The sequence below is a fragment of the Rhodanobacter sp. OK091 genome (assembly GCF_900142825.1).
Lineage (GTDB): Bacteria > Pseudomonadota > Gammaproteobacteria > Xanthomonadales > Rhodanobacteraceae > Rhodanobacter.
Genome location: NZ_FRCH01000001.1, coordinates 1811353 through 1824829 on the forward strand (window position 1 = coordinate 1811353; position 13477 = coordinate 1824829).

Consider the following 13477-nt stretch of genomic DNA (forward strand, 5'->3'; position numbering starts at 1 on the left):
GATGACGAACAAGATCGGGGCGCCCTTAGATAGAAAATCTATCTTTTGAACATGCCGGGCCTGCTCGATTCACGGGATGCCTTGCCGCACACTGCCGCTCATGATGAGTATGGCGATCGGCGGGCAGCCCCATGCGTAGCAAGTTGTTCGTGCCTGGTGCGCGGCCGGAGCTGTTCGCCAAGGCGCTGGCCGGCGACGCCGATGCGCTGTCGTTCGACCTGGAGGACGCCGTAGCCGAGGAGCGCAAGGGCGAGGCGCGCCAGGCCGTGGCGGACTTTGTCGCCAGTGCGGCCGTGGCGCAAGCGGCCAAGGTCATCATCGTGCGCACCAACGCACCGGATTCGCCGCATTTCGCGCAAGACCTCACCGCGGTCGTCCACCCAGGCGTGACCTTGCTCAACCTGCCCAAAGTCGGATCGCCGGAGGCCTTGCTGGCCGCCGTCGCGATGATCGAGGACGCCGAACGCGCGAACGGCGTGGATCGCCCGATCAGTCTGCTGGTAAACATCGAGACGCCTTCGGCGCTGGCTGCGGCGGCGCGCATCGCCGGTGCGCATCCGCGCGTCGCGGGACTGCAGCTCGGCCTGGGCGACCTGTTCGAACCGCACGGCATCGACCGCACCGATCCGCGCAACGTGCACGCGGCGATGTTCGCCCTGCGCATGGCCGCGGCCCAGGCCGGCGTGTTCGCGATGGACGGTGCCTTTGCCGGACTCGGTGATGACGCCGGTTACACCGAGGAGGCACGCATGGCACGACGACTGGGTTTCGTAGGCAAGTCCTGCGTACACCCGCGGCAAGTCCCTTTGGCAAACGCGGCCTTCGCTCCCTCGGAAGCCGAACTCGCGGCGGCGCGGCGTATCGTCGAAGCGGCACACGCAGCCCGCACACAATCGCGCGGCGCCTTCGTGGTCGACGGCAGGATGGTCGACCTGCCGTTCCTGAAGCGCGCCGAGGCGTTGCTCGCCGCCGCCGCACGTCGTCCCGGCTGATGCGCATGCGCCCATGCTTGCGTACGCTGCTTTGCATGATGCTGCTCACCGTCGTGGCACCGCTGCACGCCCGCAGCAGCCTCGCTCCGGTGCGCAGTGGCGAGCTGCCTTCGCTGGAAACCACTTCGCCGCCCAGCGCCATTGCCGTCGTCGATGGGCAGCCGCTGGCGATCTCGGAGACCACGGCGTGGCGCCTCGATGACGCAGGCCATCGCTGGGTTCGCCTGGCGTGGCCCGCGACGCAGTCCGGCGCGGCGGGGATCATCGAAGGCGGGACGCAAACCTGGCTGCTGACCACCGCGCCGGACACCCGGGCCGTGACGGGTGTGGCACGGCTCCGGATACGGCACGACGAACTTCAGCAGCAGCCGCTGGCAGCGCTGCCCGCTCCGTTGCACGACGCGCGTGGCGCATGGTCCGGCGACATCTTGTCGGTGGCGGGTATCGACGCGGCGGGAACAGCGCATCTCTGGCAGATCCGGCCATACGCGGAGCATCCGCAGTGGAGCGCGCTCGCCGGATGGCCGGGCGCCGCACCGCCGACATCGCTGGTCGCCCAGTCCGCAGCGGTATTCATTACCGTGCCCGACGTTTCCGGCGGCACCGAGCGGCTGCTGCGCTGGACCGCCGACGCCGGCTGGACCGAACGCGGCCGCGTGCCCGGTCGACTGGTGCCTGGCTCCGGACATGCGCTGGGACAGGCGGATGCGCTCTACCTTGTGCGCGAAGGCGCAGGCGACGATGCGCCGGCGCAACTGAAGACGTTCCAGACCATCACCAGTGCCTGGGCCACGCTGCCGGGCGCAGCGCCCGCCGATGTGATCGCTACCGGCGCCTGGACCGACGGCATGTTCTGGGCCCGACGCGATGCTGATGGAAAACGCATCGACTTCGGCTATGCGCGCGTGCAGTCCACCACGCTGCTGCTGAGATGGCTGGACTGGATCGTGATCGTGGTCTATCTCGCGGGAATGATCGGTATCGGACTGTTCTTCTATCTGCGCGAGAAACGCAATTCCACGTCCAACTTCTTTGTCGGCGGCCGCACCATCCCTTACTGGGCCGCGGGTGTGAGCCTGTACGCCGCCAACACCAGCTCGATCAGCTTCATCGCGATCCCGGCCAAGGCGTTCGAAAGCAACTGGCAATACCTCACCAACAACCTGATTGCCGTGTTCGGGCTGATGTTCGTCGCGATATGGATCGTGCCGCTGCTGCGCCGGCTGGACCTGATGTCGGTGTTCTCGTACCTGGAGACGCGCTTCCACCCCGGCATACGCATGCTGGCCAGTGCGCTGTGCATTCTCACCCAGCTCGGCAGCCGCATGAGCGTCATCCTGTTTCTGCCGGCGCTGGCGATCGCCACCATCACCGGCATCAGCGTCGCCTGGAGCGTGATCCTGATGGGCGGCTTCACCATCATCTACACCGCGATGGGCGGCATGAAGGCGGTGATCTGGACCGACTTCGTGCAGGTGATCGTGAAGATGGGCGGCGCCATCTTCGCCATCGGCTTCATCATCTGGGGCCTGCATGGCGGCGTCGGCGAATTCATGTCCACCGCGATGGCCGAGAACAAGATGCACCTGTTCGACTTCAGCTTCGATCTCACCAAGGCCACCGTGTGGGGTTTCCTGTTCCTGGTGCTGTTCGACGTGGTGCTCACGTTTCCCAAGGATCAGGTGCTGATGCAGCGGACCTTGTCGACAAAGTCGGACAAGGAGGCCGGGCGTTCGATCTGGATGTTCGCGGCGATCATGATTCCGGGCGGATTCGTGTTCTACATGATCGGCACCGCGATGTTCGTGTTCTACAAGATGCACCCGGAACGGATGAATCCGCTGCTGCCGATCGATGCCACGTTTCCGCTGTTCATCGCGGCGGAACTGCCGATGGGCGTGACCGGGCTGATCATCGCGGGCATCTTCGCCGCGGCGATGGCGACCCTGTCCGGCATCATGAACAGCGTGGCGACGCTGATCTCGGTGGACTTCTATGATCGCCTGGTGAAAGACCCCACGCAGAAGAAGAGCGTGTTCTTCGCCGAGCTGATGACGATCGCGGTGGGTCTGATCGGCATCGGCCTCGCCTTGCTGCTGTCGCGCTTCGACGTGCACTCGCTGTTCGATGTATCGATAGAACTGGCCGGGTTGCTGGGCGGCGGTTTCGCCGGGGCCTACACGCTGGGCATGTTCACGCGCCGCGCCAACTCGCCGGGCGTCGCCATCGGCATCGGTTCGAGCATCTGCCTGACTTTGCTGGCATGGTGGTTCAAGCTGGTGCATCCGTATTTCTATCTCGCGATCTCGATCCTGCTGTGCATCGTGATCGGCTACCTGGCGAGCCTGTTCTTCCCCATGCCCGCACGATCGCTGAAGGGCTTGACCATCTACGCCGATCGCGCCGGCCACGATGAATGAAACGGCATTCGCGCGTGCAGCCATCCGGCGCCATCGTCAAACCGCCGCGAACGTGATGCCTGCAGGAACGACGTCGGTGAAACAGCCCTCATCGAGGCGCGCGATCACGACCGGAGGTTTTTGGCCCATCATGCAGCCTGCCGCACCTGCCTAGCGAGTCGCCCGTGGACACCCAGTTCCTGCATACCTTCATCACCATCGTCGACCAGGGTTCGATGGCGGCCGCGGCGCGCGTGCTGAACATCACGCCGGCCGCGGTGGCGCAGCAGATCAGGACGCTGGAGCGGGAGATCGGCGCCACCTTGATCGCCCGCGTCGGCCGTACGGTCAGCGTTACCGAGGAAGGCTCGCGCATCCTGCAGCGCTCGCGCGACCTGCTGCGCAACGTCGCCGACCTGCGCAGCGTAGCCAACGAAAGCGGCGTCTCCGGCGAGCTGCGCCTGGGTGCGTGCCCGACCGCGCTGGCCGGCATGCTTCCCGACGTGCTGGCGCGCATGGTCGACACGTTTCCGGAGATCAACGTCTTCATCAAGCCGGGCTATTCGGCGGACCTCTATCGCGCGGTGGAGGCCGGCGATCTCGATGCGGCAGTGGTGCTGCAGGCGCCGTTTCCGCTGCCCAAGACCTGCGAATGGCTGCTGCTGCGCGAGGAACCGCTGATCGTGCTGGCGCCGAAGAGCATGGCCAACGAGGATCCGCACGTGCTGCTCGCGACGCAGCCGCTGATCCGCTACGACCGCAACCAGTGGGGCGGCCGCCAGGCCGACGAGTACCTGCGCGCCAGAGGCATCGTTCCACGCGAGCGCTTCGAACTGAACGCGCTCAATGCGATCGCCGTGATGGTCGATCGCGGACTCGGCGTCTCGCTGGTGCCCGACTGGGCACGCCCCTGGCCGGAGGGCTTGCAGCTGGCACGCATACCGCTGCCGAACCCCACGGTACCGCGCCGCATCGGCATCGTCTGGTCGCGTTCGAGCGTGCGCGTGCGCCTGGTCACCGTACTGCTGCAGGAAAGCCGCAAGGCGATGCTGGACCGCCAACGCTGAGTCCGCGTACCGCCTGCCCGCTGCACGACTGACAAGACGGTACCCGCGTGCACGTCGATGCTGCGATGCGGCAACTTTTGCCTGCTTCGTAAGCAACAAAAACTAGTCTCTGAACATAGTCCGCGACGGTTCTACCCGCGCAGCGAAGCGCATAGGCTCGCTCGAAAAGGGGACCAGGACTTTCACGACTCCGGGGGAGCGGCGTCATGCGTGGATGAGACCGACTGCATCGTTCCTGATGCGTCACAGAGATATGCACCGGGTACGCCATCTCGGCCAGCCCGCCGCCACCAAGCACAACAACGAGACACGACATGATCAAGCCACTTTCTGCAGCGATCAGCAGCATCCTGCTCATCTACGCCATCGCAGGCAGCGCGCACGCGCAGGACACCCCGCCCGCCAACGACACCAGCACCGCGCAAGACGCCAACTCGAAAGACGCCAAGAAGAAAGACAAGGCCGTCAACCTGGGCCAGGTCATCGTCACCGGCACGCGCAGCCCGAAGGCGGTCGACGAGATTCCGGGTGCGATCACGGTGGTGTCCAAGGAAGAAATCCAGCACACCTTGCTGGTCACGGAAGACGCGACGGCGGTGTTGGCGCGGACGGTGCCCGGCTATGCCGAATCCTCGCAGGCGATGAGCAATACCGGCGAGACGTTGCGTGGGCGCATCCCGTTGCGCCTGTTCGATGGCATTCCGCAGGGTTCGCCGCTGCGCGAGGGTACCCGCAACGGCACCTTCACCGACATGGGCATCATCGGCCGCGTCGAGGTGATCAACGGCCCGTCCGCCTCCGAAGGTATCGGCGCCGCCGGCGGCATCATCAACTACATTTCCAAAGTACCCACCAAGGAAGGCAACGAAACCACCTTCACCACGCGCTACCAGACCCAGAACCATTCCGACAGCGAGGGTTGGAAGACGGGCCTCACCTTCGCGCACAAACAGGATGCATACGATCTGCTGCTCGCCGCGTCGTACATCGACCGCGGCATTTCCTACGACGGCAACGGACGCCGCATCGGCATGAACACCAGCGGCTCGCTGGCCGACTCCACCTCGAAGAACCTGTTCCTCAAGGGCGGCGTCAACTTCGGCGAGGGCGACACGCAGCGCCTGCAGGCGACCTACAGCCGCTTCAAGATCGAGGGCAAGGGCAACTACATCCAGGTATTGGGCTGCCGCGGCCCGGACGACAACCCGCCGTGCGCCGTGCCGCGCACCAACACCTCCGAAAAAGGCCACATCTTCGGCTCCAAGGATGCGTTCAACGACTTCAAGCAATACAGCGTGGAGTACAGCCACAGCAACTTCTTCGGCGGCTCGCTGGACATCAACGCCTACAAGGCCGACCAGGCGATGCGCTACCTGCCCGAGCTCGACCCTGCGAAGCAGGACCCGCTGTTCGCACCGCTGGGCACGCTGTACGAGCAGTCGGAAATCGACTCGCACAAGAAAGGCCTACGTACCTCCTGGACGCGTTCGGACCTGTTCAACGTGGAAGGGCTGGAACTGCATACCGGTATCGACTTCGGCAAGGACCAGGCGCAGCAGCGGCTCGCGCTGACCAACCGCCTGTGGGTGCCGCCGATGAACTACAAGAGCACCGCACCCTACGCCCAGCTGTCCTGGGACATCGGACCGGTCACCCTCAGCGGCGGCTACCGGCGCGAGGATGACAAGCTCACCGTCAACAGCTACACCTCGACCTATTACAACAACCGCGTGTTCGTGCAGGGCGGCGGCGTGAAGTACACCCAGAACCTGAAGAACCTCGGCGCGATCTGGCGCATCGGCGACGAATGGTCGGTCTATGCTGCCTACAGCGAAGGTTTCACGCTGCCCAACATCGGCATTCCGCTGCGCAACATCAATGTGCCGGGACAGTCCGTCAGCCGCATCAAGGACCTTGCCGCGATCATCTACAAGAACGATGAAGTCGGCTTCAACTGGCGTGGCGAGCATGGGTCATTCGGCGCCACCCATTACATCTCCAAGTCGCCGTTCGGCGCCTCGCTGGCGATCGATCCGAAGACCAACGACTTCATCCTGTCGCGCGCGCCGGTGCGTATCGAGGGCACGGAAGCCACCGCCGAATGGCGCTTCGACGAGCAGTGGAAGGTCACCGGGCTGTACTCGCACATCACCGGCAAGACCTCGTTCTGGTCCGCCGACTCGGCCGGAAGGTATCCGGCGGGTGGCCTCAACAAGCCGCTGGGCGTTCTCGACATCAACCCGGACAAGTTCGCCGCCGCGGTCACCTGGAAATTCCTGCCGAATGCGGATGCCACGCTGGGCTTCACCTCGCTGTTCGGCCGTCACGTCTCCGGCAGCGACAGGCGTGCCTACGACAGCAAGACCTACAGCTACAGCGAACAGACCCACGGCTACACGCTCTTCGATCTGGGTGTGAACTACGACATGGCGCGCTACGGCAAATTGTCGCTCGGTGTCGAAAACCTGTTCGACAAGCAATACATCCTGAGCTGGTCGCAGCTTGCCGGCTATCAGAACTACTGGGCCGGTCGCGGCCGCATGATCTCGCTGACGTATACGATCACGTTCTGATCCCGACGTGACGCATACCGGTCGCGACGCCTCGCCTCCCCATGGCGTCGCGACCGCGGCGAGGACTACCGATGATCGATATTCGCGGCAGCAAGGTTCACGGCAACATGGTTAGCTTCAAGATGCTGGCGACGGTGCTGCTGTGGATAGCGTTGCCATGGGCGGCAGTGGCGACATCGCCGCTGCCGGCGAGCAGCCCCGAATCGCAAGGCGTGTCGCCGGCACGCCTGCAGCGCTTGCATGACTACATGCGCCAGGCCACCGATGCGAAAGGCTATCTCGGCGGTGTTTCGCTGGTGCTGCGCAACGGCAGGCTGGTGGACTGGCAGGCGTATGGATATCGCGATCTCGGGCGCAGCGACCCGATGCGCAAGGACGCGATCTTCCGCATCTACTCGATGACCAAGACGGTGACGTCGGTCGCGGTGATGATGCTGGTGGAAGAAGGCAGGATCACGCTGGAGGATCCGGTATCGCGCTACCTGCCCGGCTTCGACCATCCGCAGGTGCTGGTGGGCGGCACCGCCGACGCGCCGAAACTGCGACCGGCGGACAAGCCGGTGACCTTGCATGCGCTGCTCACGCATACCGCCGGTTATCCGGCCGGCCTCAACGGCGACCTGCAGGCCGTCAAGCTGATGGAACGCATCGACCCGCACGGCGCCACCGACCTGCGCGACTTCGCCGAACGCATGAGCCACGTACCGCTGGCCGCCGACCCCGGCACGCGTTTCGGTTACGACGGTGCATCGCTGGAACTGATGGCGCGCGTGGTCGAAGTGGTTTCGGGGCAAACGTTCGACCGCTTCCTGCAGCAGCGCATCTTCGACCCGCTGCGGATGCGCGACACCGGCTTCAGCGTACCGCCGGCGCAGCGCTCGCGCGTGGTGGACATCACCACGATGGACAAGGACGGCAGACTGGCGATCGCGGACGGTCCCAGTGCGGCGCATCCGGGCCAGCCGCTCAACGCGTATACCAGCGGCGCAGGCGGCCTGTATTCGACCGCGGGCGATTACGCCCGCTTCGCGCAGATGCTGCTCGACGGCGGCACGCTGGACGGGCACCGACTACTGGGCCGCAAGACGGTGGAACTGATGATGCGCAACCACCTCGGCATGCTCGATCCACCGGTCACGCAATTCAGCGATGCCGAAGGGTTCGGCATTGGCGGCTACGTGGTGATCGATGCGGCAGGGCGCGGCCAGCTCGGTTCACTGGGACAGTTCGGCTGGACCGGCGCCGCATCGACCTACTACACCATCGATCCGCACGAGCATCTAGTGGCGATCCTGATGCTGCAGCACCTGCCGCGCGACGATGGCGGCAAAGACTTGCCGCGGATCAGCCGCAACTTCTACGACCTCGTCTACCAGGCTTTGCAATGACGATACTGCGGCGCGGCAGCGTTCTGGTGGCGGGATCGGCCAACCTGGACTTCGTGGTGCGTGCGGCACATGTGCCCGCCCCGGGTGAGACCGTGCTCGGACGTGCGTTCGACACCTTCCCCGGCGGCAAAGGCGCCAACCAGGCGGTGGCCTGCGCCCGTGCAGGCGGCGCCTCCACGCGACTGCTGCTGGCGCTCGGTGACGATGCCAACGCCTTGCCGCTGGAGGCATCCTTGCGCGATGCCGGCGTCGATCTGGACATCGTGCTGGTGCACGACGAGCCGACCGGCGTCGCCTTCGTCTGCCTGTCCGACACCGGCGAGAACGCCATCACCGTTGCGCCGGGTGCCAATAGCCGGCTGCGCCCGGATCACCTGCCGTCGCTGGCCGGCATCACGCATCTGCTGCTGCAACTGGAAACGCCGCTAGCTAGCGTCGAGGCGTGGGCGCGCACCGCGCGAGACGCCGGAGCCGCCGTCGTGCTGAATGCCGCACCGGCACGGACACTGCCCCCGAATCTGCTGGCGGCTGTCGACATCCTCATCGTCAATGAAGGCGAACTGGCTGCGTTGACCGGCGTGCAAGGCGATATCGGCCGGGCCATGGCCGCGTTGGAGGTCGCCTGCGTGGTGGTGACGCTGGGTGCACGCGGATGCTGCGCACGCATCGGGACGCAACAGCTGCTGCAGCCGGCATTCGCGATCCAGGCGCTGGACACGACCGGCGCTGGCGATACCTTCTGCGGCGCACTGGTTGCCGCGCTCAGCCGCGGCATGCCCTTTGCGACGGCACTGCGACGCGCCTGTGCGGCCTCGGCGCTGGCCTGCACGCGGCTGGGCGCCCAAGCTGGCGTACCCTCATACGACGAGGTCGAACGCCTGCTTGCGGCCGAGCGCGAGCCCGGCGCCATCGACGACCTCGCCGCGTATTGCCGCCTCGCCTGATTCCCCGCTTCCATACGAGTCTTCCATCCGAGTCCCACGCCACGCCATGAAAACTCCACCTGATCACCGCGCCGATCTCCGCGCCGACCCCCCAGGCGACGATGCGAACGGCGACGCCACGCCACGCGTGAAAACCGAATACAAGTTTTCCCACGTCACCACCGGCCGCTATCTGCCTGTGCCCGGCAAGGCGCCGGGCTGGCCGTTCGCCGAGATCGGCCACTGGAAGATGGATGTCGACGGCAGCGCGGACGACTGGATCGCCGAGCTGACCGACTGGCGGCGCGAGCACCTCACCCGTATCGGCTACGACGACGCCAACTACCGCCGACCGGCATTGCAGTGGGCGCAGCGCAACTTCGTGCACGCGCAGATGATGGTCGAGGACCGCTACTTCCACGACCCGCTTACCGGCCGCTACACCGTCGACCGTTACCTCGACGATCTCGAGGCGCGCTTCGGCGGCATCGACAGCGTGCTGATCTGGTTCGTCTATCCCAACATCGGCATCGACGACCGCAACAAGACCGACCTGGCGCACGACCTGCCCGGCGGCCTCGATGGCCTGCGCGGCGCGGTCGCGGATTTCCACCGTCGCGGCGTGCGCGTGTTCCTGCCCACGATGCCGTGGGACAACGGCACGCGCGAGCCGGAGCAGAACGACTGGCAGGCGATGGCGCAACTGGTCAAGGCGGCCGGTGCCGACGGCATCAACGGCGACACTTATAACGGCGTACCGCGCGCGTTCTTCGACGCTTGCGACGCGCTAGCCTGCCCGGTGGTGGTACAGCCCGAATCCACCATCAGCGCCGAGGAACAGCTGATCTGGAATGTGCAGAGCTGGGGCAAGAAGGCGCCGAACGAGGTCATTCCGCCGGTGGCCAAGTTCAAGTGGCTGGAACCGCGCCACATGATCAACTACGAGAACCGCTGGGGCCGCGACCGCAACCACGACCTGCAATACATCTTCTTCAACGGCATCGGCTACAACGCCTGGGAAAACGTCTGGGGCATCTGGAACCAGTTCACGCCGCGCGATGCGGAAGCGTTGCGCCGCATCGCCATGATCGAGCGCCGGTTCGCGCCGCTGATGGTCAGCATGGACTGGCGGCCGTACGTGCGCACCTTGCAGGCCGGCGTGTTCGCCAGCCGCTTCCCGTCCGACGGCCTCGTGTTATGGACGCTGGTCAACCGCAACGAGTACAATGTGGCCGGCGAGCAGCTTGCCGTGCCGCATCGCGATGGCACGCGCTACTACGACGTGTGGCACGGCGTGGCATTGCAGCCGCGCGTGGCCGGCGATCTGGCCATCTTCGACTTCGCCATCGAGGCGCATGGCTTCGGCGCCCTGCTTGCGGTGAACGACGGCTCCCACGCCGATGGCCTGGACGACTTTCTCGCCCAGATGCAGGCGCTTGCCGCCGTGCCGCTGCAATCGTTGTCGAATCAGTGGCGCTCGCTGCCGCAGCAGCTTGTTTCTATCGAAAACACCCGGGCCGTGGCGGAAGCGCCGCCGGGGATGGTCACCATTCCCGCCGGCGAATTCGATTTCGTGGTCGGCGGTGTCGAGATCGAGGGACAGACCTGGGCCGGCGTGGACGTGCAGTATCCCTGGGAGGACAGCGCGCGCCGCGGCCATCGCCGGCGCATGGCGTTGCAAACCTTCCACATCGACCGCACGCCGGTGACCAATGCGCAGTACCGCGCCTTCCTCGACGCCAGCGGCTGGCGTCCGCACGACCCGCACCATTTCCTGCGCCACTGGCGAAACGGCGCGCCGCCGGCCGGCTGGGACAACAAGCCAGTGACCTGGGTGTCGATCGAGGACGCCCGCGCCTATGCACAGTGGGCCGGCAAACGGCTGCCGCGCGAATGGGAATGGCAGTACGCCGCGCAAGGCAGCGACGGCCGGCGCTACCCATGGGGTAACGACTGGAACGAGGCGATGGTGCCGGCGACGCATCGCGGACGCCGGTTGCGCGCACCTGACGATGTCGATGCGCATACCGACGCCGCCAGTCCGTTCGGCGTGCTGGATCTGGTCGGCAATGTCTGGCAGTGGACCGACGAGTACGTCGACGAACACACCCGCGCAGCGATCCTGCGCGGCGGCAGCAGCTATCAACCGCAGACCTCGCATTGGTATTTCCCGCAGGCGCATCGGCTCGACCAGCACGGCAAGTACCTGTTGATGGCACCGTGCAAGGATCGCTCCGGCTGCGTCGGCTTCCGCTGCGTCGTGGATGCCGTCTGATGGGTCCGACGACCCGCCTGCAAGGCCTGCTCGGCGATGCGCTGGACGCCAATCTGCACGGCCGTCTTGCGCACTTCATCGTCGACGAGCACAGCCCGGCGATCGCCTTGTTCGCACCCGAGCGGCGCCAGCACAACCGCGAAGGTGACTGGTACGGCGAACATGCAGGCAAGTGGTTGTATGCCGCCGCAAGAGCCGCCGCGCGCAGCGGCGATACGGACCTGCGCGCGCGACTGCGGCGGGTCGCCGACTATCTCGTCTCCATCCAGGAGGACGACGGCTATCTGGGCACCTATGCGCCGGATCATCGCTTCATGTGCCCGCAGCCCCCAAAGCCCGGCAGCTGGGACGGCGCGCCCAGCGTACGCACCTGGGACATCTGGACGCATGCGTACCTGATCCTCGGCCTGCTCGAAGTGCATCGGCACTTCCCGGAACCGCGCTACCTCGACGCGGCGCGCCGGATCGGCGACCTGTGCTGGCGCACGCTGCACGAAGGCGGCATCGACATCACCGAACTGGGCAACCATCACGGCATGTCGGCGACGGTGCTGATGGATCCCGCGGTCGAGCTTTACTTCGCCACCGGCGAGCAGCGCTACCTCGAGCTCGCCCAGCGCGTGCTGCAACAGGCGAACGAACAGCGCGAGCTCGCATTGCTGCCGCGCGCCCTGGCCGGCGTCGACGCGGCGGGCATCGCGACCGGCAAGGCGTACCAGCTCGAATGGAATCTGGTCGGCCTGGCCAAGCTGCACAAGGCGACCGGCAACGCGGACTACCGGCATGCGGTGGATCATCTATGGCGCAGCATCCGCGACCACCATCTCACCTTGGGCGGCGGCCCCTGGGGTGGCGTGGCGCATCGCTCGCGCGAAGTGTTCAATCCGCCCGGCGTATTCAGTCCGTATGGCTATGTCGAAACCTGTTCGACGCTGTCCTGGATCCAGTTGAATCGCGAGCTGCTCGCCCTTACCGGCGAGGCGATCTACGCCGAGGAGATCGAACGCAGCGCCTACAACGACCTGCTCGGCGCGCAGGCGCCCGACGGCGAGGACTGGTGCTACTACGTTTTTCCCAATGGTCGCCGCGTGCACACCACCTACTGGCGCTGCTGCAAATCCAGCGGTGCCATGGCGCTGGAGGAGTTGGCCGCACTCGCCTGCACGTTCGACGGCAAGAGCGACATAGCCATCCACATCTACGGGCCATGCGAAGCACGTTTCACGCTGGCCAGTGCGGGCGAGGTACGCATAGCGCAACACACCGCATATCCGTATCCCGGCGATATCCGCTTGCGTATTTCGGTCGAATTCACGGCACGTTTCGCGCTGAGGCTGCGCATTCCGACCTGGGCCGACGGCGCGACGCTGGCCATCGGCGACGAGGATGCCGGCGTCGCGGCGGTGCCCGGCCAGTACGCGTCGATCGAGCGCGAATGGCACGACGGTGACGAGATCGTGGCGCGATTCCCGATGCGCCCAGTGCTGCATCGTGCGGTGAATCGCAACGTGCAGGAGTCGCTGGCGCCGGACGGCAGCGACGTGCGTCAGCAGGTGCTGCGCTTCGACTACGCCGCCGTCACCTGTGGACCACTGGTCTACGCGACCGGGCTGATCGACGGGTTCAAGATCGAGGAAACGCTGCGCCTGCCCGTTGCGGCGCAAGACACCTGGCTGAGCTTGTTGCCCGTGCAGGAGGACGGCGTTCCGCGCATCCTGCTGGACCCGGGATACCGCGCACCGCTGGTGTTCACCCCGTATTTCGGGGCGGACGGACGTGCCGATGGCGCGTGGCGCCTGACCTGGCTGCAGCTGGCGCCGGAGCCGTCGCCGTGATGCCGGCGCGCTTCGTCACCCAAGA

General features: G+C 65.9%; 8 protein-coding genes. All 8 read left to right on the forward strand.

The annotated features are described in order from the left end of the window. Nucleotides 1-131: 131 nt before the first annotated feature. The 8 genes from BUA26_RS08290 to BUA26_RS08325 all read left to right on the forward strand — a co-directional run bounded on the left by BUA26_RS08290 (nt 132) and on the right by BUA26_RS08325 (nt 13452). Nucleotides 132-992 carry an HpcH/HpaI aldolase/citrate lyase family protein gene (locus BUA26_RS08290; protein WP_072759436.1) on the forward strand — a complete coding sequence of 287 codons (861 nt, stop codon included), beginning with the start codon at nt 132-134 and terminating at the stop codon, nt 990-992. Between the two features lie 35 nt (nt 993-1027). Further along, the gene (locus BUA26_RS08295) at nt 1028-3412 is read left to right on the forward strand and encodes a sodium:solute symporter family protein (protein ID WP_255368209.1); all 2385 of its coding nucleotides are present in this window, start codon (nt 1028-1030) and stop codon (nt 3410-3412) included. 164 nt (nt 3413-3576) lie between these two features. Then, complete coding sequence (locus BUA26_RS08300; RefSeq protein ID WP_072759440.1) at nt 3577-4458, forward strand: LysR family transcriptional regulator; 882 nt, start codon at nt 3577-3579, stop codon at nt 4456-4458. Nucleotides 4459-4772: 314 nt separating this feature from the next. Beyond that, nucleotides 4773-7031, forward strand: coding sequence for a TonB-dependent receptor (locus BUA26_RS08305; RefSeq protein ID WP_072759442.1), 2259 nt, complete (start codon nt 4773-4775; stop codon nt 7029-7031). A gap of 71 nt (nt 7032-7102) precedes the next feature. Next, nucleotides 7103-8419 carry a serine hydrolase domain-containing protein gene (locus BUA26_RS08310; RefSeq protein WP_072759444.1) on the forward strand — a complete coding sequence of 439 codons (1317 nt, stop codon included), beginning with the start codon at nt 7103-7105 and terminating at the stop codon, nt 8417-8419. Continuing rightward, nucleotides 8416-9363 (forward strand): ribokinase, encoded by a 948-nt coding sequence (locus tag BUA26_RS08315; RefSeq protein WP_072759446.1) that lies wholly within the window; start codon nt 8416-8418, stop codon nt 9361-9363. Before BUA26_RS08310 ends, BUA26_RS08315 begins: the two co-directional genes overlap by 4 nt. Before the next feature lie 46 nt (nt 9364-9409). Next, nucleotides 9410-11617 carry a formylglycine-generating enzyme family protein gene (locus BUA26_RS08320; protein ID WP_083572924.1) on the forward strand — a complete coding sequence of 736 codons (2208 nt, stop codon included), beginning with the start codon at nt 9410-9412 and terminating at the stop codon, nt 11615-11617. Further along, on the forward strand, nt 11617-13452 hold the full coding sequence (locus BUA26_RS08325; protein WP_072759448.1) for a glycoside hydrolase family 127 protein: 1836 nt from the start codon (nt 11617-11619) through the stop codon (nt 13450-13452). The genes BUA26_RS08320 and BUA26_RS08325 overlap by 1 nt, the downstream gene beginning before the upstream one ends. Nucleotides 13453-13477: the final 25 nt, after the last annotated feature.

Coding starts and splice junctions, on each gene's coding strand:
- BUA26_RS08320 (WP_083572924.1), top strand. CDS start 9,410: ATGAAAACTCCACCTGATCACCGCGCCGATCTCCGCGCCGACCCCCCA.
- BUA26_RS08295 (WP_255368209.1), top strand. CDS start 1,028: ATGATGCTGCTCACCGTCGTGGCACCGCTGCACGCCCGCAGCAGCCTC.
- BUA26_RS08315 (WP_072759446.1), top strand. CDS start 8,416: ATGACGATACTGCGGCGCGGCAGCGTTCTGGTGGCGGGATCGGCCAAC.
- BUA26_RS08325 (WP_072759448.1), top strand. CDS start 11,617: ATGGGTCCGACGACCCGCCTGCAAGGCCTGCTCGGCGATGCGCTGGAC.
- BUA26_RS08310 (WP_072759444.1), top strand. CDS start 7,103: ATGATCGATATTCGCGGCAGCAAGGTTCACGGCAACATGGTTAGCTTC.
- BUA26_RS08290 (WP_072759436.1), top strand. CDS start 132: ATGCGTAGCAAGTTGTTCGTGCCTGGTGCGCGGCCGGAGCTGTTCGCC.
- BUA26_RS08305 (WP_072759442.1), top strand. CDS start 4,773: ATGATCAAGCCACTTTCTGCAGCGATCAGCAGCATCCTGCTCATCTAC.